A 20,709-nucleotide genomic window follows, 5' to 3' on the forward strand; every position below is an offset into this window, starting at 1 on the left:
CGTTATTATGTGAGCAAAAGCCCGTCATTATCGTGTATAATGCCGGGCTTTATTTTCTTGTTGTTCTATTTTTTTGCTGTCCTAGGCGTACCGAATTTATGAAATTTATTATCAAGCTGCATCCGGAAATCACGATCAAGAGCAAGTCGGTGCGCCAGCGCATGAGCAAGATCTTGCAGAGCAATATTCGTAATGTGCTCAAGCCCCTGGATGAAAACATCAAGATCCGGTCCGACTGGGACAAGCTGATCGTCCGCACCAATATCTTTACCGAATCTCACCGTCTGGCCTTGATCGAGTCACTGGCCTGTATTCCCGGCATTCAGTCGTTTCTGGAAGTGATAGAGCACAAGGTTGAATCGCTGGATGAGATTCTGACCCTGACGCAGGAGATGTTTGGCGATCAGCTGGCCGGCAAGACCTTCTGCGTTCGCGCCAAGCGCCGTGGCCAGCAGTCGTTCAGCTCGCTGGATGTGGAGCGTTACGTAGGCGGTGGCTTGAACCAGCGTTGCGATACCGGCGGCGTGAAGCTGAAAAAACCGGATATTCAGATCAACCTGGAGCTGGACGGCGAACGCCTCTATTTGATCAGCCAGCAGCATGCGGGCCTGGGTGGCTATCCCATCGCCACTCAGGAAAGCGTGCTCAGCCTGATGTCCGGCGGTTACGATTCCGGGGTCTCTTCCTATCAGTTCATCAAGCGTGGGAGCCGGGTCCATTACTGCTTCTTCAACCTCGGTGGCGCCGAGCACGAAGCGGGCGTACGTGAAGTGGTGTACTACCTGTGGAAGAAATTCGGCTCTTCGCACCGGGTCAAGTTTATCTCGGTTCCTTTCGAAGAGGTGGTCGGCGAAATACTGGAAAAGGTCGATAATGGCCACATGGGCGTGGTGCTGAAGCGGATGATGATGCGCGCCGGCGCTGCCGTGGCCGAAAAGCTGGCGATCAACGCCCTGGTCACCGGCGAGTCCATGGGGCAGGTATCCAGCCAGACCGTCACCAACCTCAACGTGATAGACAGGGTTACCGATACCCTGATTCTGCGACCGCTGATTGCCGCCGACAAGCAGGATATCATCGATATCGCCCGCCAGATTGGCACCGCCGCCTACGCAGAAAAAATGCCGGAATATTGTGGTGTTATTTCCCAGAGCCCCACCATCAAGGCCAAGCTGGGCAAGGTGGAGCATGAAGAAACCAATTTTGATTTTGCCGTGCTCGACACCGCGATTCAGGCTGCCTTTGTGGAAGACGTGCGCAAACTGGAACAAAAGTGGGAATTGCCGGAAGTGGAGTTCAGCCAGGGTGAGGATCTGGCCGAGGTGATCCTCGACATTCGCTCTCCGGAAGAAGAAGAAGAGGCGCCACTGAGCGTTCCCGGCCATAAGGTCGTTACCATGCCGTTTTTCAAGCTGTCGAGTCAGTTTACCGAGCTGGACCCGGGCAAGACCTATCTGCTGTATTGCGCCCGTGGGGTCATGAGCCGTCTGCAGGCCATCCACCTCAAGGAGCAGGGCTTCGATAACGTCAAGGTGTACAAGCCTTAACAGCAGCCCTAAGGGGTAAGTAAAACAGAAAACACCGGTGTAATATTTCGGGCGGTCGAATTCATTCGACCGCCCGAATCAGCGAGCTACGGCCTTGGTCGATTGACATCGCCCCTACGGATGCACACCACCGGTTTGCCTTCCGGTGTTCCGCTTATAGCTTCCCGTTTTGTTTCATCCGCCTCTGCGTTTTATTTCCTCGTAAAGCTGGCTGCTGACCGGTACCGGTTGTGTGCCGGCATGAGCCAGGATATAACCGGTAATGTAGTCATTTTCGGTCTTTCGGCCATGAGCCAGATCCTGGTGCATGGAAGAATAATTGGTGGCGGTGAGTTCAATCACCAGCTGCAGGCGTCGGCGAAAGTCGGCTTGCTCTTCGGTGTTGCCGAGGCTCGCCATGACCTGAAACACCTCTTCACTCAGCTGTTCCAGCACGTCGGCAAAGCGGGGTTCCAGCAACTGGCCGTTGCGGATATTGTTGCAGGCGGTCAGTGGGTTGATCACCGCATTGAGTGCCAGCTTGCGATGCTGATGCAGCAGAATGTCTTCACTCCACTCGGCATGCCCCAGTGCCGCCGCCAGCGGCCGGATCAGATGAGACCAGGCGTTGGCGGCTTCATTCAGCGGCCCCAGCCAGGTTTCACCCTTGCCGGTATGGCGCACCAGCCAGTCGCCTTCTTTCATGGCGCCGTGGCTGCTGACCCCGGCAATCAGCGGGTTGTGGGGAAACAGTTCCTGCACCTGCTCTGCCACGCCCAACCCATTGTGAAACAGAATGATGGGCGTAGTGATTGGCAGCTGCTGTAGCCCTTTTAATGCTTCCAGCACCTGATAGGCCTTGGTGAACACCAGCAGGCACTCTACTTGCCGGGCCTGCTCGGGAAAACGTGGCTGGCTCTGGATCAGCTCATGGCGACCACCGAGGGTGATTAGATCCAGACTGGGGTGAAAATGGCCGCGGTGACGCGCCGACAACATGAAGCCGACCCGTTCGCCTCGCTGGCGCAGCAGGCCTGCGATTACACAACCCAGGGCGCCGGCCCCGAGAATGGTCCATTCCGTCATCACTCTATCCCCTGAATTTTGTTATTATCTCTCTTTGTTTGAGCCTATACGTTAGCCGCGAAGCGTCGTTGTTGCCAGCGTATTTTTTTGTCGCTACCGGTTAACAAAACCGTTTAAAGGAGTCCAGGATGCCGTCTTTTGATATTGTGTCTGAAGTTGAGATGAATGAAGTGCGCAACGCGGTGGAAAACGCCAACAGAGAGCTGGATACCCGTTTCGATTTTCGCGGGGTCGAGGCCAGTTTCGAGCTGAAAGACGAGAAGGTGAAACTGGGTGCCGATGCGGAGCTTCAGCTACAGCAGATGCGGGATATATTGCGGGGGGCCTTGATCAAGCGGGGCATCGACGTTCGGGTGCTGGACTCGGGTAGTATAGTGCGCTCGGGCAAGCGTCATATTCAGGAACTGGGTTTCAGGCAGGGTATCGACACTACCCTCGCCAAGAAGCTGGTCAAGCTGATCAAGGACAGCAAGATCAAGGTACAGGCGTCCATTCAGGGGGAACAGCTGCGGGTCACGGGTAAGAAGCGTGACGATCTGCAGCAGGTGATGGCGCTGTTGCGCCAGGGTGAGCAAGAGCAGCCGCTGCAGTTCAACAACTTCCGCGATTGATTGTGTAGCGCCGAACATTCGGCGCCCAGCACGAATACTGGCATATAGCATGAATGTAGTCGCGTGCTTTAGCCGCGAAATCCGGCAATGCCGGATCCCATGCACAGGTTCATCCCTGTACGATGAATAGGGCAGGGATGTGGCTACGCCACATTGCGAAGCTGAAGCATCGCCTACATCCGTGCAGTATGTTGGGCTTATAGGTTTTGTTGGGCGCCGGGCGCTGTTTTTCCTACTTTTCTGATCAGCCACAGCACCGGCAGGCCGATGGCGGCGGAGCCGATAAAGAAGGGCGCATAGCCGTAAGCGTCTACCGCCACTCCCGAGAAGCCGGCCAGGAATTTGGGCAGCAACATCATGACCGAGCTGAACAGCGCATACTGAGTGGCGGAAAACGCCACGTTGGTCAGGCTGGACAGATAGGTGATAAAGGCGGCGGTGGCGATACCGGCACTGAGGTTGTCCAGCGAGATGATCAGCGTCAGCAGCCGAACATCCGGGCCCAGCTGGCTCATCAGCGCAAACATCAGGTTGGTGCCTGCCGCCAGCCCAGCCCCCAGCATCAGGATGCGCAGGGTGCCGAAGCGACTGACCATGATACCGCCCAGCGCCGCGCCCACCAGGGTCATGATGACCCCGTACACCTTGGTCACGGTGGCAATCTGTGACTTGCTGAAGCCCATGTCCACGTAGAAGGGGTTCGCCATGACCCCCATCACCACATCCGATACCCGATAACAGGCGATCAGCGCCAGTATTACCAGCGCCTGACGGCCGAAGCGATGAAAGAACTCGCTAAAGGGCGCTACCACGGCACTGGCGAAAAAGGCCAACAGGCCGGCCAGCAAGCGGGGGTAGCCCCGGTCGAGCAGCTGCTGGCGGTGGTCTGCCTGTTCCTGTTGCTGCTGGCGCAAGTCGACATCGGGTTCGTGCAGCAGCAGGCAGGTGATCACCCCCACCAGCATAAAAGCCATCATGCACAGGTAGGCGGTCTGCCAACCAAGGGGATCATATCCCAGATCGGAGCCGGCCCAGGCGGCAATAGCCAGGGCACCGGCACCGGCCATGATCATCGCCAGCCGATAGCCGGTCATGTAGGCGGCGGCCAGCGCCCCCTGAAGTCGTTCCGGCGCGGCCTCGATGCGATAGGCGTCGATCACGATATCCTGGGTGGCGGAGGCGAAAGCCACCGCCAGGGCAAACAGCGCCAGGTTAACCATCTGGGTGGCCGGGTCGGAGTAGGCCATGCCGGCCAGCGCCGCCATGATGATCAACTGAGACAGCAGCATCCAACTGCGGCGGCGGCCCATGGCGCGTGACAGCCAGGGCAGGGGCAGGCGATCGACCAGCGGCGACCAGAGCCATTTCACCCCGTAAGCCAGGGCGACCCAGCTGAAAAAACCGATGCTGGTGCGGCTGACGCCGGCTTCCCGCAGCCAGAACGACAGGGTACCGAACACCAGCAACAGCGGCAGCCCGGAGGAAAAACCGAGGGCAAACAGGGTCAGCACCCGGCGCTCGGCATAGAGCGCCAGTTGCTGTGTCCATCTGTCTTTGCTCAAGACGTTAATGCGCCGATCCGCCGTCATCCAGTCGGCGAACCTGCTGCAGTATAATGTCCTGCACCGGCACGTCCCGCGCCCGCAGCTTGAGGTTCATGCCGGTGGGAACCCGTGCCATCTGCTGCAGCACCTGCTCGCCGTCGATCACCTTGCCAAACACGGTGTAACCGGCCTTGCGACCGCCATCGAGTGAGTGGTTGTCGCCGAGGTTGATGTAAAACTGGCGGGTGGCACTGTCGGGATCCTGGGTTCGGGCCATGGCGATGGTGCCGGTCAGGTTCGACAGGCCATTACCGGACTCGTTTATCACGGGGGAGTAGGTCGGCAAGGATTCATGATCGGAGCCGAAGCCGCCGCCCTGTACCACAAAACCGGGGATCAGCCGGTGAAAGAGGCTGTTGTTATAGCTGCCATCATCCACGTAGCGCAGAAAGTTGGCCACGGAGGCGGGAGCGGCTTCTTCGTTCAGCTCGACTTTGAGGACGCCCATATTGGTGACCAGCTCGACCCTGGGGCCGGCCAGGGCGGAGGTGGCCGCCAGCAGACCGGCGGCCAGCAAGATAAAACGTTTCATTTAGTTACCCCCGATAAATTGCTGTACGTCCCGGTCGGCCAAAATGTCCTGCATCAGCAGCGACAGCTGTTCGTTCAAGGCCTCTTTTACCTTGTCCAGCTCCGGATGCAGGCGGCCGGGAAATTCGGCCTGGGCGCTGCGGCGATACTGCTTGGTGATGGTGCGACCATCGCGTTTCAGGGTCAGTTGTATGCGCAGCTGCTGTACCACGTCGTAGCTGATGTGGCCGCGGATCACCCGGGCCAGCACTTCCTGCAATTCCAACTCTGCCTGGGTGCGGGCGCCGTTCTCGATAAAGGCTCCCTGGGTGCTCAGCCCCTGAGCCAGCGCCTGCTCCAGCTGCACCTTCAGGTTGTTGCTGGCGCCCACCACCACCGGTGCCTTGCCTTTTTGTTCTATCTGAATGATGTAGTCGTTCTGGCGGCCGTCCTTGCTGCCGAGCGACACCGGCTGTCCCCGGTAAACACCGGCACTGGTCTGTACCGAGGGGCTGACATCAACCGCGATGGGATAGTAACTGGCACAGGCCGTCAGGCTCAGGGCCAGCATGCCGGTCATTAACCATTTGATGGATTTCATGAAAAGAGTTCCTTAAGAGATTTTGGTGGCTCTGAGAATAACGAATTTACGGTTGGATGCCACCACCCGTTGATTACCGAACAGACGCTTCAGCTTCTGATGGTAATCAAGATGACGGTTGGCTACCAGCAGCAAGTCGCCACCGTGGCGAAGTACCCGTTTGGCATCGACAAACATTTGCCAGGCGATATGGTCGGTAATGGCCTGTTGCTGGTGAAACGGGGGGTTGCACAGTATCAAGTCGGCGCTGTCGGCGGTTACGCCGTCGAGACAGTTATTGACCATGAAACGGGCCCTAGACTCGGCCTCGGGCAGATTTTCGCTCACGTTGAGGCGGGCGCTGGCCATGGCCATATAGGATTCATCCACGAAGGTAACCCGCGCTTCGGGATTGCGCGCCAGGGCCATCAGTCCCAGTACGCCGTTGCCGCAGCCCAGGTCGATGATCTCGCCGTCATGGTTGGCGGGCAGATGCTCCAGCATGAAGCGGGCGCCGATATCGAGGCTGGCGCGAGAAAATACGTTGGCATGGTTGTGAATGATGAAATCGGTGCCTTCCAGCGGCCATGCCAGGGGAGCGGGCAGCGGTGCCGGGCGCTTGTTCGAATCCGGCCGGCAGAAGATCAGCCGGGCCTTTTTCCTGGCCAGGCTGGTATGGGTGGGGCCGAGATAGTGCTCGAACAGCTTCAGGGTCGAACTGTGAATATCCCTGGCCTTGGCGCCCGCGATAAGCAGGGTGTTGGGTCCCATCACCCGGCTCAGGGCAGCCAGTTGATATTCCAGCATGGCGTTGGTCTTGGGCAGCTTCATCAGCACCAGCCCCGGCGCCTGCTCATCGACAAGTGGCCCGTCTGACAGGCTGTTCAGCGGCTGCCAGCCCGGCTCGAGGTTGTTGTCCCGGGCATTGGCGGCCAGTGCCAGCTCGGCAATGCGCGAGTCGGTAAAACTGCAGGGACTATGTTGATGCAGCGCCAGGGTGAGGGCGCCGAAGCCGTCGTTGAGGATCAGCAGGGGAGCGCTCTGGTCCCATTCCCGAGTCATCAGCTCGGCTATGATATATTCATCGGCCGCATCCCAGGCTTGCAGGCTGTGCTGGGCAGAGCGAGGGTAGCGCTGCAACTGCAGCTCGCCCCCCTCGGGCAGGGGAAGGTGAAGATTCATGATGCGATGGCTCGACAGAAAAAAGAGCATTTTAGCAGTTAATGGGAGAAAGCAGTATGGAGCTGTGGGCCGACTCGCCCGAATGGATATCCCTGCCTCAGGGGCGGCTGCTGTGGTGGCCGGATGCCTTCATCTCCGAGGCGGATGCCTGGCTCGGGCAACTCATGACCGAGATCCCCTGGCAGCAGCATCGGTTGCAGTTGTTCGGGCGCGAACACGACGAGCCCCGGCTGTCTTGCTGGATGGGGGAGGCGGCGTACCGTTATTCCGGCAAGACCCGGGAACCCACTCCCTGGCACCCGCTGGTAAACGAGATTCGAAAGCAGGTGCAAGCCATCTGCGAACAGCCCTTCAACGGTGTGCTACTCAATTTGTATCGCCATGGCCGGGATAGCATGGGCTGGCACGCGGACAACGAGCCCGGGCTGGGGCCAAAGCCGGTGATTGCCTCGGTCAGTCTAGGCGCGACGCGGCGCTTTGTGTTGCGCCACCACAACGGCGAGCGTCGTCAGCTGCAGCTGAACCACGGCAGTTTGCTGGTGATGGCGGGTGAAATGCAGCATCATTGGCAGCATGCCTTGCCCAGAGCCGGAGCGGCAGACAGGGCACGCATCAATCTGACGTTTCGTTATTTGATATAAAGAGGGGGGAGGGGAGAACGCCCCATCTCCACAGTCTTGCATTATTGTCGTTTACTCAGGAGTTCCTTATGTCGATACAACGCCTTATCGAAAGCAAGGTGCAGGCGGCGCTGGCGCCGACGCATCTGGAAGTGATCAACGAAAGCTACATGCACCGGGTAGCGCCGGGATCGGAGACCCACTTCAAGCTGGTGGTGGTCAGCGAGCAGTTCGAGGGACAGCGTCTGCTGGCCCGGCATAGGGCGTTGAATACGCTGCTGGCCGACGAACTGGCCGGTGGTGTTCACGCCCTGGCGTTGCACACCCTGACCCCCGCCGAATGGCAGGCGCGCGAAGGCGTGCTCGACAGCCCGGCCTGTCGTGGTCAGAGCGGCGTGTCGGGCTGACAACGAATGTTATTCGACATTGAGAGTTTTGTTGCACCTCTGGCCGTGAGTCTGCCCGGTCGCCATAAGACCAAAGCATAATAAGTGGCCAAATATCATGGCCTTATTTTTGCTAGGTGAAACTTCGTACAACCGGGATTAACCGAAAGAGGCGGTAAATTATGGTAATTGCCATGGCAGCCGCCGCGTTAAAAGTGCTAGAATTATGCGCCTTTTATATCGGGCTGGATGTTACCGGACTGTAGTCATGCTGTTTCAACACGATAGAGGCAGACCGGTAGCGACTCATCAGCATGTTGTCATGTCTGGCATGGCAAGTACCTGTCTTCCCCTAACAAGTAGTGCAAGTGAGTATGATTACAATTAAAAAAGGACTGGACCTCCCGATTTCCGGGGCCCCAGAGCAAGTAATCTACGATGGTCCTGCCATCAAGCGCGTTGCTACGCTGGGCGAGGAGTTTGTGGGCATGCGCCCTACCATGTATGTCAAGGTAGAGGATCGTGTCAAAAAAGGTCAGGTGATCTTCGAAGACAAGAAGAACCCGGGCGTTAAGTTCACAGCTCCTGCCGGCGGTACCGTGGTTGAAATCAACCGTGGCGCCAAACGCATACTGCAATCGGTCGTGATTGCAGTCGATGACAGCGAAGATCAGATTACTTTCTCAAAATACGCTTCTGCTGAACTTTCCAAACTGGAACCCGAAACCGTTCGCGAACAGCTGGTTGAATCCGGCCTGTGGACGGCGCTGCGCACCCGCCCTTTCAGCAAGGTGCCGGCCATCGGTTCCACCCCTAGCTCCATCTTCGTCACCGCCATGGACTCCAATCCGTTGAGCGCGAACGCCGAGTTGATCATCAAGGAAAGTGCCCAGGCCTTTACCGATGGTCTGCAGGTGCTGAGTCGGTTGACCGAAGGTCAGGTGCACGTCTGTAAGGGCGAAGGCAGTCTGCCTCAGGCTCAGGCTGGCAACATCACGGAACAAGTGTTCGGTGGCGTGCATCCAGCCGGTCTGCCGGGCACTCACATTCATTTTATCGACCCCATCGTGCCCGGTAAGGTGGTCTGGTATATCAACTATCAGGATGTGATTGCCTTCGGCAAGCTGTTCACTACCGGTGAGCTGTTTACCGATCGCGTTGTCGCCCTGGGTGGCCCCGTGGTACAGAAGCCCCGTCTGCTGCGTACCCGCATCGGTGCCTCCGTGAGTGAACTGACCGCGGGTGAGCTGCAGGATGGTGAGAACCGTGTTATTTCCGGTTCTGTGCTGTACGGCACCACTGCCTATGGTCCTCATGCCTATCTGGGACGTTATCACCTGCAGATATCGGTACTGGCCGAAGGTCGCGAAAAAGAATTTATGGGCTGGCTTGCGCCGGGTGCCAATAAATTCTCTGTGACCCGCGCCTACCTGAGTCATTTGACCAAGGGTAAGCTGTTCGACCTGACCACCACCACCAACGGCTCAGCCCGTGCCATGGTACCCATCGGTAACTATGAGCGCATTATGCCGCTGGATATTCTGCCGACCCTGCTGCTGCGTGATCTGTTGTCCAACGATACCGAAAGCGCCCAGACCATGGGCTGCATGGAGCTGGATGAAGAAGATCTGGCACTGTGTACCTATGTGTGTCCGGGCAAATACGATTATGGCCAGGCCCTGCGCAAGTGTCTGACCACGATTGAGCTAGAGGGCTAAGTAAATGAGCTTGAAACACACTCTGGAAAAGCTCGAACACCATTTCGAGCCGGGTGGTAAATACGAAAAGTTTTACGCCCTTTATGAAGCGGTTGCCACCGTGCTCTATACCCCGGGCATGGTTACCCGCAACGCCTCTCATGTGCGCGACAGTATCGATCTGAAGCGCATCATGATCATGGTGTGGATGGCGACCTTTCCGGCCATGTTCTTCGGTATGTACAACTCCGGCGGGCAGACCATCAATGCCCTGATGAACATGTACAGCCCGGCAGATCTGGCCTCGGTCATTGACGGTAACTGGCGTTATGGTCTGGCACAGAGCCTGGGGGCTACCCTGGGTGAGGGGGCCGGCTGGGGCAGCAAGATGCTGCTGGGTGCGACTTACTTTCTGCCTATCTACCTGACGGTGTTCATCGTCGGTGGTTTCTGGGAAGTACTGTTTGCCACCGTACGCAAGCATGAAGTGAACGAAGGCTTCTTCGTGACCTCTGTGCTGTTCGCGCTGATCGTGCCCTCGACTCTGCCCCTGTGGCAGGCGGCGCTGGGTATTACCTTCGGCGTGGTGATGGCCAAGGAAATCTTCGGCGGTACCGGTAAAAACTTCCTCAACCCGGCTCTGGCCGGCCGTGCCTTCCTGTTCTTCGCCTATCCGGCCGAGATTTCAGGTGACACCGTCTGGACCGCCGTTGACGGCTTCTCCGGCGCTACCGCCCTGGGCCAGTGGGCTTCTGGTGGTCAGGCGGCGCTGATGGATGCCAACACCGGTTCCATGATCAGCTGGATGGATGCCTTTATCGGTAACATTCAAGGGTCGATTGGTGAAGTGTCTACCCTGGCGATTCTGCTGGGCGGCCTCTTCATCATCTATATGGGGATTGCCTCCTGGCGTATCGTGGCGGGCGTGATGATCGGCATGATTGCCACCGCAACCCTGTTCAACTTCCTCGGCTCCGATACCAACGCCATGTTCAGCATGCCCTGGTACTGGCACCTGGTGTTGGGCGGCTTTGCCTTCGGCATGATGTTCATGGCAACCGACCCGGTATCCGCTTCCTTTACCAACAAGGGTAAATGGTGGTATGGCGCCCTGATCGGCATCATGGTGGTTTTGATCCGTGTGGTTAACCCGGCCTTCCCCGAAGGCATGATGCTGGCCATTCTGTTCGCCAACCTGTTCGCTCCCTTGTTTGACCACTTCGTGGTGCAGGCTAACATCAAACGGAGACTGGCTCGTGGCTAAGAAAGAAACTGTCGGCAGAACCTTTGCCGTAATCGGCGTCTTGTGTCTGGTGTGTTCTGTGGTGGTATCCGGTGCAGCAGTCTTGCTGAAACCGACCCAGCAGCGTAACCAGGCCCTGGACGTACAGACCAACATCGTCGATGTGGCGGGTCTGGGTCGTGCCAATGTGGCCGAAAACTACGAACGCTTCATCGATGCCCGCTTGTTGAACCTGACTACCGGTGAGTTCTCGGACAAGTCGGTACAGGGCTACAACCAGCGCAATGCCGCCAAGGATCCCGCGACCAGCATCAAGCTGAGCCAGAGTGAAGATCCGGCGAGCATTCGTCGCCGTGCCAATCTGGTGCCGGTATACATGGCCAAAGATGAAGACGGCAACCTGGACAGCATAATACTGCCCATGCATGGTCAGGGCCTCTGGTCTACCATGTACGCCTTCGTCGCCGTTGCACCCGATGGCAACACCATCAAGGGCATTACCTACTACGAGCAGGGTGAAACCCCCGGGCTCGGTGGTGAGGTAGAAAACCCCAACTGGCGTGCCCAGTTTGTCGGCAAGCAGCTGTTTGATGAAAGCGGCAAGCCGGCCCTGAAAGTGGTGAAAGGTGGTGCGCCCGAAGGGGCTCCCTCCAGTGTAGATGGCCTGTCCGGCGCTACCCTGACCTCCAACGGCGTGCAACACACCTTTGAATTCTGGCTGGGTGAGCAAGGCTTCGGTCCTTTCCTGGCGAAGGTTCGTAAAGGAGAGCTGAACAATGGCTGATAAAGCTGAAATGAAAAAGGTGCTGTTCGGACCTATCATCGGCAATAACCCCATTGCGTTGCAGGTGCTGGGCATCTGTTCGGCATTGGCGGTGACCTCACAGATGCAGACCGCATTCGTAATGTCACTGGCGGTTATCGCGGTAACGGCCTTCTCGAACCTGTTTATCTCGCTGGTGCGTAATCAGATCCCCAACTCGGTGCGAATTATCGCCCAGATGGCGATTATCGCCTCTCTGGTTATCGTGGTTGACCAGATCCTCAAGGCCTATGCCTACGACATCTCCAAGCAGCTGTCGGTATTTGTTGGACTCATCATCACCAACTGTATCGTAATGGGACGTGCCGAGGCGTATGCCATGAAGAGCCCGCCCATGATGTCCTTCCTGGACGGCATCGGTAACGGCCTGGGCTACGGCCTGATCCTGCTGGTGGTGGCGACCATTCGGGAGCTGTTCGGCTCCGGTACCTGGTTCGGCATCGAAATACTGCCGCTGATCAAGAACGGTGGCTGGTATCAGGCCAACGGCTTGCTGCTGTTGCCGCCGAGCGCCTTCTTCATCATAGGTGGCATTATCTGGGTACTGCGTACCCTGCGTCCGGAACAGGTGGAGGCGAAGGAGTAATAGATGGAACATTTTCTGAGTTTGTTTGTTCGTGCCGTCTTCATCGAAAACCTGGCTCTGGCCTTCTTCCTGGGGATGTGTACCTTCCTGGCGGTGTCCAAGAAGGTCAAGACCTCGTTCGGTCTGGGCGTAGCGGTTGTGGTGGTACTGACCATTTCGGTACCGGTCAATAACCTGATCTACAACTTCATCCTGAAAGACGGCGCCCTGGTCGAGGGGGTGGATCTGAGTTTCCTGAACTTCATTACCTTTATCGGGGTAATTGCGGCTCTGGTTCAGATCCTGGAAATGACCCTGGACAAGTTTTTCCCGGCACTCTACAACGCGCTGGGTATTTTCCTGCCGTTGATTACCGTGAACTGCGCCATCTTCGGTGGTGTGTCCTTCATGGTACAGCGGGACTATAACTTCGCCGAGTCCATCGTATACGGCTTTGGCTCCGGCATTGGCTGGATGCTGGCAATCGTCTTGCTGGCCGGTCTGCGTGAGAAAATGAAGTATTCGGATGTACCTGACGGTCTGCGTGGCTTGGGGATCACCTTTGTCTCCGCCGGCCTGATGGCGCTTGGCTTCATGTCTTTCTCTGGCATATCCCTGTAAACCCAGTGATAGAAAAGGAATAATCGATGGAAATCATTCTAGGCGTGGTCATGTTCACCGTGATCGTGCTGGTCCTGGTAGGCATTATCCTGTTTGCCAAGTCCAAGCTGGTCGCGGAAGGGGATGTGACTATCAGCATCAACGACGATCCCGAGAAGGCGATCACCACCGGTGCCAGCGGCAAGCTGTTGGGCGCGCTGGCGGCCAATGGCATCTTCGTCTCTTCTGCCTGTGGTGGCGGCGGTACCTGCGGCCAGTGCCGGGTGCGCATTCTGGAAGGGGGCGGTGAAATACTGCCGACCGAACAGGATCACATCTCCAAGCGCGAGGCCCGAGAAGGTGAGCGTCTGTCTTGCCAGGTCAACGTCAAGCAGGACATGAAGATCGAGCTGCCGGAAGAAGTGTTCGGCATCAAGAAGTGGGATTGTGAAGTTATCTCCAACGATAACAAGGCCACCTTCATCAAGGAACTGAAGCTGAAGATCCCCAACGGCGAAAGCGTGCCTTTCCGTGCCGGTGGTTATATTCAGATTGAAGCGCCGGCTCACCACATCCAGTACAAAGACTTCGATGTGCCCGAGGAATACCGGGAAGACTGGGACAAGTTCAAGATCTTCGAGCTGGAGTCCAAGGTAGACGAGGAAACCATCCGCGCCTACTCCATGGCCAACTATCCGGAAGAAGAAGGCATCATCATGCTCAACGTGCGGATTGCGACCCCGCCGCCACGTAACTGGAGCGCGCCTCCGGGCAAGATGTCTTCCTATATCTGGTCGCTGAAACCGGGTGACAAGGCCACCATTTCCGGTCCCTTCGGTGAGTTCTTCGCCAAGGATACCGACGCCGAGATGGTATTTATCGGCGGTGGTGCCGGTATGGCGCCGATGCGCTCGCACATCTTCGATCAGCTCAAGCGCCTGAACTCCAAGCGCAAGATCAGCTTCTGGTACGGCGCCCGTTCCAAGCGCGAAATGTTCTACGTGGAAGACTTCGACGGTCTGCAGGAGCAATGCGAGAACTTCCAGTGGCATGTGGCACTGAGTGACGCACTGCCGGAAGACAACTGGACCGGCCACACCGGCTTTATCCACAACGTGCTGTATGAAAACTATCTGCGGGATCACGACGCGCCCGAAGACTGTGAATACTACATGTGTGGTCCGCCCGTGATGAACGCCGCCGTCATCAACATGCTCAAGGATTTGGGTGTGGAAGAAGACAACATTCTGCTGGATGACTTTGGTGGTTAAACACTGATGAATTCTTATGTAATCAAATGGCTGGCCCCCCTGGGGCTGGCCTTTTTATTGGTCGCCTGTAAACCGGCGACGGTCGAGCGGCCGCAGCAGCATTTGACCGGTAACACCATGGGCACCTACTACTCGGTCAAGGTAGTGGATGTCGATGCGTCCCGGGCCCGGGTGCTGCAGGCGGAGATAGACCGCCGGTTGGAACAGCTCAACGATCAGATGTCCACCTATCGGGAAGACTCGGAGCTGAGTCGCTTCAACCGGCATCAGGGAGCGGATCCTGTTCCTGTGTCTGCCGACACCGCCCGGGTGGTGACGGCGGCACTGCAACTGGGGCGAATGACCGACGGCGCGCTGGACGTCACCGTCGGTCCTCTGGTCAACCTGTGGGGCTTCGGTCCTGACGCCAGGCCGAGCCGGATACCGAGTCTGCAGTTGCTGGCCGAGACCCGGGCGCGAACCGGGCTGCAGCACCTGCGGGTGGGGATCGACAGTGAAGCCGAGTATCTGTACAAGCAATTGCCGGAGCTCTATGTGGATCTGTCCGCCATCGCCAAGGGCTTCGGGGTGGACATGGTGTCCGAGTACCTGGCGGAAGAGGGGGTGACCGATCATCTGGTGGAAATCGGTGGCGAGGTACGGCTCAGTGGCCTCAATCGTCACGGCCAGCCCTGGACCATAGCGGTGGAAAAGCCGGGCCCCGCTACCGGCTCGGTGCAACAGGTGATTGCGGTGGGCAACAGCAGCGTGGCGACCTCCGGCGACTACCGTAATTACTATGAGCTGGACGGGCAACGGCTGTCTCACACCATAGATCCCAGGACCGGCCAGCCCATTACCCATCAGTTGGCATCGGTGACAGTGATCCATCCATCCTGTATGATTGCGGACGGTTTGGCGACCGCACTGACGGTCATGGGGCCCGAGCAGGCACTGGCGTTTGCCGAGCAACACCGGCTGGCGGTGTATCTGCTGACCAAGACGGATGACGGCTTCAGAGTGGACATGACCAGCGCCTTCAAGAAGTATTCAAGAGGTTGATATGTTGTATTTTCTGATTACCTTCGCGGTCTTTGCCCTGGTGATTTTTGCCATGGCCATCGGCTATATAGTGCAGCGCAAGACCATTGCCGGCTCCTGTGGCGGCCTGGGTGGTGTAGGGATAGAAAAAGCCTGCGACTGTCCGGACCCTTGCGAAAGCCGCAAGAAGAAAATGGCCAAGGAAGAAGCCCGCCGGCAGATGCTGGGAGAAAACCGCATCATCTGATCTATCCGGCGCCGGCGGCCTTCGCCGGTGCCGATATTCCCTCCACCTTCTCAAAATGTCACCTGGCGCTTTTCGCTGCACCGACTCCGGGTTAGTATTTAACTACTGTCTGTTTATCCAGCTCGGTCAATGCGCAAAATCATTCATGTCGATATGGACTGCTTCTTTGCCGCAGTAGAGATGCGGGATCATCCCGAGTGGCGTGACATTCCGCTGGCCATCGGCGGCAGCGCCAGCCGGCGCGGGGTCATCGCCACCTGCAACTATCCGGCCCGGGCCTACGGGATACGCTCGGCCATGGCCAGCCATCAGGCGTTGCAACGGTGCCCACAGCTGTTGCTGATCCCCGGCAACATGGCCGAGTACAAGGCGGTATCACGGCAGATCCGGGAGATCTTTCATCGCTATACCGAGCTGGTCGAGCCCCTGTCGCTGGACGAAGCCTATCTGGATGTGAGCGACAGCCCCTGGTTTGGCGGCAGTGCCACCCTGATAGCCGAAGACATTCGCCGAGCCATCAATGACGAGCTGCAACTGACCGCCTCGGCCGGGGTGGCGCCGAACAAGTTTCTGGCCAAAATCGCCTCGGAAGAAAATAAACCGAACGGGCTTTTCGTGCTGCCGCCCGCGGCGGTGGCCGACTTTGTCCGTCAGTTACCGCTGGCCAAGCTGCCCGGGGTGGGGCGCAAGACGGCGGAAAAGCTCACCGCCCTGGGGCTGGAGCATTGCTGTCAGCTGCTTGAGGTGGGCGAGACGGAGCTGATCCGTCGCTTCGGCAAGTTCGGCCGGCTGCTGTGGCAGCGCGGTCAGGGCATCGACGAGCGGGAAGTGCAGACCGAGCGGGTAAGAAAATCGGTGGGGGTCGAAACCACCCTGGTAGCCGATATTCATCAGCCGGAGCAGGGGGTACAGGTCTTGCTGCGCTTGTGGCCCGAGCTGATACGACGCCTGGCCGGTCGCGCCATCAAGGGACTTTGCATCAAGCTGAAATTCGATGACTTTACCCAGACCACATTGTCACGCCGTTGCTTCAGCCCACAAGTGTCTCTGGCCGAACGACTGTGTATCGAAGCCTGGGAGCGTGCGCGGGGGCGAGGAGTTCGGCTGGTGGGGGTAAGTGTCGAGTTGTCTCACGAAGGCAATGAGCAGGTCGCTCAGGCCGAGCAACTGAATTTTGACTGGTAAGCTCGACTTGCTCCTGGCCGGCGGTTGCTCAGTCTTCCTGGGCGCCGTTTTTCCGCGGAGGAGCCAGGGTTTTATCGACCGCATCCTGTTTGCCAACGCTGTCATGTTCGCCACTGCTTTCCACGATTTTTTTGTCGGCTTGTTGCGCCTTGTTCGGTAAGGGCTCGGCCGAGGCGGCCTCCAGATAACCGGCGCTCAGGGCCAGGAACAGGGCAATGGAAGGTGTTTTCATCTTGGGCTCCTTATTAAGCTTTGATGTCTAATTACCTTAACATTTTGAAATAGATTGTAAAATCCGACGAAATCCAGAGGGGCAGGAACTATCGTCGGGTATTGAGTACAAATAAATACTCATCCGATTCAGGATTTGCCGCCGTTCATATGGTCTTCTTCGACGAACTGCCAGCCATGGTTGGCGGAAGGCGGTGCAGGCTGTGAAGCGGCGGCGGGTGGCGCTATAACCACGGTGGCCTTATTGGCCGCGGAATGGCTGGCTGCCGAACCGTCTAGCGCCGGGCTGTCACGGCCATCATCCGGTGCCGTTGCCGCAACAGGGGGTGTTTCATTGCGTTTGTCGTGCTGGATACCGGGGGCCAGCTTGCGAGTTTCGTCCAGCACCTCGCGACCAAAATCGATGATGCTACTGAATGGGTTACCGGCCATCGCCGGCGTGGCCAGCAAGGTCAGCAGCAGGTAGAAAGGGACGCTTTTCATGGCGGTTACCTCCGTTAGATTCTGCCCGCAAGCATAAGCCAAATGACGCTGCTTGAATACCGCATAGGCAGGGAATGGGCCGATTACTGACGCCTTGAATCATGGCATGACCCAGAGTATCGCCCAAAAAGCCCGCCCCGGCGTCGCCTGTTGTGTCGTCATCAGTGAGAATGATAGGGATCAGCTACGCCGACCGGCACATGTTATGGGTGACAGGTGCGAGCCGGCATGGATGTACTGGTTGCGTATCGGGAGAGGTAGCCGTGTTGCCTCTTTATCGTGGGGAAACCAGCGCTTGATGGTTGGTGCCCAAGAGACGGTCTCACACCGTATGTTTATTAAACTTCAGGTATTTGCTTCAGCACCCGCACCAATAACTGCCAGAATCGGGAGACCGCTTCTATGTGTACCCGTTCGTCCGGTGAGTGGGCGCCCTGAATGGTGGGTCCGAAAGAAACCATGTCCCATTCGGGGTAGACCGCCTTGAACAGGCCGCATTCGAGCCCGGCGTGGATCACCTTGACCTCGGGTAGTACGCCAAACAGTTTCTTGTGGGTATCCAGCAGCAGTTGCATCACGGCGGAGTCCGGATCCGGCTGCCAGCCGGGATAGGCGCCGTCGAAATGGCAACTGGCCCCGGCCAGGCGAAATACCGCCGCCGTCATCTCGGCGACCCGATCACGGCCCTCATCGTTGAGTGAACGGATCAGACACTGCACATGAATATGCTCAGGCTGGGTGCCGATCACCCCCAGGTTGGTAGAGCTCTGTACCACGCCGTCCATGCCGCGACTCATTTCCATGACTCCATGAGGGCAGGCGAGCAGGGCGGCGCTCAGTCGCTGTTGCAGAGAGATGCTCATGACCCGGGCGGGGAGAGTGGCCGGAACCAGCTCCAGTTTGATGAAATCATCGACCCCGGCAAACTCGCGTCGGTATTGCTGTTGGCGCCGTTCCAGTAAGGCAGACAGGGTATTCATTGCGCCGGCGGGTAGCGTCAGCAGTGCCGAGGCCTCCCGGGCGATGGCATTGCGCAGGGTACCGCCGTCGAGTGCGGCCAGACGGATCCCGGCATGCTGATTGATATCCGTCAGCAGCTCGGCCAGCAGTTTGTTGGCGCTGGCCCGGCCCTGATGAATATTGATGCCGGAATGGCCGCCGCGCAGACCCGTGATGGTCAGGCGCAGGGCCTGGTGTCCGGCCGGTACCGGCTCCGGCTCATAGGGCAGGACTATGTTGGCGTCGACGCCGCCGGCACAGCCCATGTAGACATCACCGTCCTGTTCGGAGTCGGTGTTGAGCAGGATCTCGCCCTTCAGGATGCCAGGCGCCAGACCAAAGGCGCCGGTCATGCCGCTTTCTTCGTCTATGGTCAGCAGTACTTCCAGCGGACCATGCTGAACCTGGTCATCGGCCAGCACCGCCAGACAGGCGGACAGGCCGATACCGTTATCGGCACCCAGGGTAGTACCGCGGGCGCGCACCCAGTCGCCATCGATATAAGGCTGTATCGGATCCCGGGTGAAATCATGCACGGTATCGGCATTGGCCTGAGGCACCATGTCCATGTGGGCTTGCAATATCACCCCTTTACACTTTTCCATACCCGCGGTGGCTGCCTTGCGGATAATCAGGTTGCCGATGGTGTCCTGTATCACGTCGAGCCCCTGCTCAACCGCCCAACCGGCAATCCACTGACGCAGGGCGGCCTCGTGACCGGACGGGTGGGGAATGCCGCACAGGGTGTCGAAAAATTGCCATAGCAGGCGAGGGGAAAGTTGGCTGACAGGGGACATGGCATACCTTGTTTGAATCAACGGATGAGATCGATAGCTTACCGCTCCAGTGGTGTTTTTATCCATTCATTAACCACCTCCGGGAAGAATACCGGCCCATGAAGGCCAGGAATGGCTCTTCGGTGTAAGCAAGGGTATCGCAATAAAAAGCTGTAACTCTGGTCAAGAATGGGAGGGATCTCTATAATGCGACCATTGTTTGCTCGTTGTTTGACTGAGGCTGGCCGAATTTAGGCGTGGTCTGAAAGAGGGCAGTGAGCAGCGGTGACCATCTTGTCTTGAAAGCTAACACCCAAAGGTTCTTTTTTATGTCCAACAAATTCGTCGTCACCTGGGACTCATTTCAGCGCGAAACGCGTAAGCTGGCCGAACGTCAGTTGCCAGCCAGTCAGTGGAAAGGGATTATCGCCGTCAGTCGTGGTGGTCTGGTACCGGCCGCCATCATGGCGCGGGAACTGGGCATCCGTCATGTAGATACCCTGTGTATCTCCAGCTACGACCACAATCAGCAGCGTTCTGATTTACAAGTGCTCAAACAGGCGGAAGGTGATGGAGAAGGCTTTCTGATCATCGACGATCTGGTGGACACCGGCAATACCGCCAGAATCATCCGCGAGATGTATCCCAAAGCCAGGTTCATTACCGTGTTTGCCAAGCCAAAGGGCGAGCCGTTGGTGGATGATTTTGAAGTGCGCGTGGGCCAGGATACCTGGATAGAGCAGCCCTGGGACATGGGGGTGGTTTTTGCTCCGCCGCTGTGCGAGCAAGACAAAGCGTGATAAAAGGCTCCTCTGGAGCCTTTTTTATAGCCGTCATTGAGTGAGACGTGTCACTCCCCTTGACTGCCGATGGCGTTTTTTATGGCAAGGACCAAGGGCGGCCTTTACCCCCGTCCAAAAAAACGTTACATATAGGCAAGTTAACAGGGAGGTGTTCATGACCATAGACAAGGTTGCTCATCGTAAACTGGTACGAAAATTCACCGCCATCGGTCCCTATCTGCGGGAACTGAAGTCGAGTGAATCGCAATATTTTTTCGACTGCCTGTCGGTGTGTGTCAGTGCCAAGGCCGAGCCGGAGGCGCGTGAGTTCTGGGGCTGGTGGTTGACACTGAGCACCGAAGACGGCGTGAATTTCGAGTTTCATTATCAGCTCGGTTTTTTTGATGCGAGCGGAGAGTGGCAACGGCGAGCCTTGCCCAAAAAACATGAAGCGGAGGTGGCTCGTACGCTGCGTGATTTTTACGACAAGCTGGGCGTTTGCCTGGACGGCTTGTCGCTTACTGCTCGTCCTTCTCCCGCGTTGGGAAACAATCATCTGTTGAGCGTAGCCTGAGCCGATCATCATTTGCGGCGATAGCCGTTACTATCCGTGGCCCGGATGCGCCTCATTTTATTATATTGCCGGCTCTGCCGGCATTGCTGTTAGTAAGGAGCCGCAGGG

Annotated in this window: 23 protein-coding genes; 15 read left to right on the forward strand and 8 right to left on the reverse strand. The window is 57.6% G+C overall.

Annotated features, from left to right (window positions below):
• Nucleotides 1-98 precede the first annotated feature (98 nt).
• Entirely contained in the window at nucleotides 99-1,547 is a 1,449-nt protein-coding gene (gene thiI, locus ACLEIV_RS13220) for a tRNA uracil 4-sulfurtransferase ThiI (RefSeq protein ID WP_410457106.1), read from the forward strand.
• 174 nt (nucleotides 1,548-1,721) lie between these two features.
• Here the strand turns inward: thiI and ACLEIV_RS13225 are convergent, their stop codons facing one another.
• The gene (locus tag ACLEIV_RS13225; protein WP_410457107.1) at nucleotides 1,722-2,612 is read right to left on the reverse strand and encodes a ketopantoate reductase family protein; all 891 of its coding nucleotides are present in this window, start codon (nucleotides 2,610-2,612) and stop codon (nucleotides 1,722-1,724) included.
• A 128-nt stretch (nucleotides 2,613-2,740) separates the two neighbouring features.
• Between ACLEIV_RS13225 and ACLEIV_RS13230 the strand changes: the two genes are divergently transcribed.
• Nucleotides 2,741-3,223, forward strand: coding sequence for a YajQ family cyclic di-GMP-binding protein (locus ACLEIV_RS13230; RefSeq protein WP_410457108.1), 483 nt, complete (start codon nucleotides 2,741-2,743; stop codon nucleotides 3,221-3,223).
• A 197-nt stretch (nucleotides 3,224-3,420) separates the two neighbouring features.
• Here ACLEIV_RS13230 and ACLEIV_RS13235 read toward each other — a convergent pair whose 3' ends face one another.
• From ACLEIV_RS13235 to ACLEIV_RS13250, 4 genes are read right to left on the reverse strand one after another with little or no spacing between them, the layout of a single operon-like run.
• The gene (locus tag ACLEIV_RS13235) at nucleotides 3,421-4,794 is read right to left on the reverse strand and encodes an AmpG family muropeptide MFS transporter (protein ID WP_410457144.1); all 1,374 of its coding nucleotides are present in this window, start codon (nucleotides 4,792-4,794) and stop codon (nucleotides 3,421-3,423) included.
• Nucleotides 4,790-5,359 (reverse strand): peptidylprolyl isomerase, encoded by a 570-nt coding sequence (locus tag ACLEIV_RS13240; RefSeq protein ID WP_410457109.1) that lies wholly within the window; start codon nucleotides 5,357-5,359, stop codon nucleotides 4,790-4,792. The genes ACLEIV_RS13235 and ACLEIV_RS13240 overlap by 5 nt, the downstream gene beginning before the upstream one ends.
• Nucleotides 5,360-5,938: a YajG family lipoprotein gene (locus ACLEIV_RS13245; RefSeq protein ID WP_410457110.1), complete on the reverse strand. Its 579-nt coding sequence runs from the start codon at nucleotides 5,936-5,938 to the stop codon at nucleotides 5,360-5,362.
• A gap of 12 nt (nucleotides 5,939-5,950) precedes the next feature.
• Nucleotides 5,951-7,099: a methyltransferase gene (locus ACLEIV_RS13250; protein ID WP_410457111.1), complete on the reverse strand. Its 1,149-nt coding sequence runs from the start codon at nucleotides 7,097-7,099 to the stop codon at nucleotides 5,951-5,953.
• Nucleotides 7,100-7,140: 41 nt separating this feature from the next.
• Between ACLEIV_RS13250 and ACLEIV_RS13255 the strand changes: the two genes are divergently transcribed.
• From ACLEIV_RS13255 to dinB, 11 genes are all read left to right on the forward strand, one after another.
• Nucleotides 7,141-7,740: an alpha-ketoglutarate-dependent dioxygenase AlkB family protein gene (locus tag ACLEIV_RS13255; RefSeq protein ID WP_410457112.1), complete on the forward strand. Its 600-nt coding sequence runs from the start codon at nucleotides 7,141-7,143 to the stop codon at nucleotides 7,738-7,740.
• A 68-nt stretch (nucleotides 7,741-7,808) separates the two neighbouring features.
• A complete protein-coding gene (locus ACLEIV_RS13260) occupies nucleotides 7,809-8,126 on the forward strand; it encodes a BolA family protein (RefSeq protein WP_410457113.1) in 318 nt (105 codons plus the stop codon).
• 353 nt (nucleotides 8,127-8,479) lie between these two features.
• Nucleotides 8,480-9,823 carry a Na(+)-translocating NADH-quinone reductase subunit A gene (locus ACLEIV_RS13265; protein ID WP_410457114.1) on the forward strand — a complete coding sequence of 448 codons (1,344 nt, stop codon included), beginning with the start codon at nucleotides 8,480-8,482 and terminating at the stop codon, nucleotides 9,821-9,823.
• A 4-nt stretch (nucleotides 9,824-9,827) separates the two neighbouring features.
• On the forward strand, nucleotides 9,828-11,066 hold the full coding sequence (locus ACLEIV_RS13270; protein WP_410457115.1) for an NADH:ubiquinone reductase (Na(+)-transporting) subunit B: 1,239 nt from the start codon (nucleotides 9,828-9,830) through the stop codon (nucleotides 11,064-11,066).
• Nucleotides 11,059-11,829: a Na(+)-translocating NADH-quinone reductase subunit C gene (locus ACLEIV_RS13275; RefSeq protein WP_410457116.1), complete on the forward strand. Its 771-nt coding sequence runs from the start codon at nucleotides 11,059-11,061 to the stop codon at nucleotides 11,827-11,829. Before ACLEIV_RS13270 ends, ACLEIV_RS13275 begins: the two co-directional genes overlap by 8 nt.
• Nucleotides 11,822-12,454: an NADH:ubiquinone reductase (Na(+)-transporting) subunit D gene (locus ACLEIV_RS13280; protein WP_410457117.1), complete on the forward strand. Its 633-nt coding sequence runs from the start codon at nucleotides 11,822-11,824 to the stop codon at nucleotides 12,452-12,454. Before ACLEIV_RS13275 ends, ACLEIV_RS13280 begins: the two co-directional genes overlap by 8 nt.
• A 3-nt stretch (nucleotides 12,455-12,457) precedes the next feature.
• Entirely contained in the window at nucleotides 12,458-13,054 is a 597-nt protein-coding gene (gene nqrE, locus ACLEIV_RS13285) for an NADH:ubiquinone reductase (Na(+)-transporting) subunit E (RefSeq protein WP_410457118.1), read from the forward strand.
• Between the two features lie 26 nt (nucleotides 13,055-13,080).
• Nucleotides 13,081-14,304 carry an NADH:ubiquinone reductase (Na(+)-transporting) subunit F gene (nqrF, locus tag ACLEIV_RS13290; RefSeq protein WP_410457119.1) on the forward strand — a complete coding sequence of 408 codons (1,224 nt, stop codon included), beginning with the start codon at nucleotides 13,081-13,083 and terminating at the stop codon, nucleotides 14,302-14,304.
• 6 nt (nucleotides 14,305-14,310) lie between these two features.
• A complete protein-coding gene (locus tag ACLEIV_RS13295) occupies nucleotides 14,311-15,345 on the forward strand; it encodes an FAD:protein FMN transferase (RefSeq protein WP_410457120.1) in 1,035 nt (344 codons plus the stop codon).
• A 1-nt stretch (nucleotide 15,346) separates the two neighbouring features.
• Nucleotides 15,347-15,571: a (Na+)-NQR maturation NqrM gene (nqrM, locus tag ACLEIV_RS13300; protein ID WP_410457121.1), complete on the forward strand. Its 225-nt coding sequence runs from the start codon at nucleotides 15,347-15,349 to the stop codon at nucleotides 15,569-15,571.
• Between the two features lie 129 nt (nucleotides 15,572-15,700).
• Complete coding sequence (dinB, locus tag ACLEIV_RS13305) at nucleotides 15,701-16,756, forward strand: DNA polymerase IV (RefSeq protein WP_410457122.1); 1,056 nt, start codon at nucleotides 15,701-15,703, stop codon at nucleotides 16,754-16,756.
• A gap of 28 nt (nucleotides 16,757-16,784) precedes the next feature.
• On the opposite strand, the gene ACLEIV_RS13310 is transcribed toward dinB, so the two are convergent.
• The 3 genes from ACLEIV_RS13310 to ACLEIV_RS13320 form a co-directional block, all read right to left on the reverse strand.
• Complete coding sequence (locus ACLEIV_RS13310; RefSeq protein ID WP_410457123.1) at nucleotides 16,785-16,988, reverse strand: hypothetical protein; 204 nt, start codon at nucleotides 16,986-16,988, stop codon at nucleotides 16,785-16,787.
• A 128-nt stretch (nucleotides 16,989-17,116) separates the two neighbouring features.
• Entirely contained in the window at nucleotides 17,117-17,470 is a 354-nt protein-coding gene (locus tag ACLEIV_RS13315) for a hypothetical protein (RefSeq protein ID WP_410457124.1), read from the reverse strand.
• 338 nt (nucleotides 17,471-17,808) lie between these two features.
• On the reverse strand, nucleotides 17,809-19,266 hold the full coding sequence (locus ACLEIV_RS13320; RefSeq protein ID WP_410457125.1) for an aminoacyl-histidine dipeptidase: 1,458 nt from the start codon (nucleotides 19,264-19,266) through the stop codon (nucleotides 17,809-17,811).
• A gap of 308 nt (nucleotides 19,267-19,574) precedes the next feature.
• Here ACLEIV_RS13320 and gpt point away from each other — a divergent pair, with 308 nt between their 5' ends.
• Entirely contained in the window at nucleotides 19,575-20,045 is a 471-nt protein-coding gene (gpt, locus tag ACLEIV_RS13325) for a xanthine phosphoribosyltransferase (RefSeq protein WP_410457126.1), read from the forward strand.
• Nucleotides 20,046-20,202: 157 nt separating this feature from the next.
• Complete coding sequence (gene crl, locus ACLEIV_RS13330) at nucleotides 20,203-20,601, forward strand: sigma factor-binding protein Crl (RefSeq protein WP_410457127.1); 399 nt, start codon at nucleotides 20,203-20,205, stop codon at nucleotides 20,599-20,601.
• Nucleotides 20,602-20,709 lie beyond the last annotated feature (108 nt).

Source organism: Oceanisphaera submarina, from assembly GCF_046521305.1.
GTDB lineage: Bacteria > Pseudomonadota > Gammaproteobacteria > Enterobacterales > Aeromonadaceae > Oceanimonas > Oceanimonas submarina.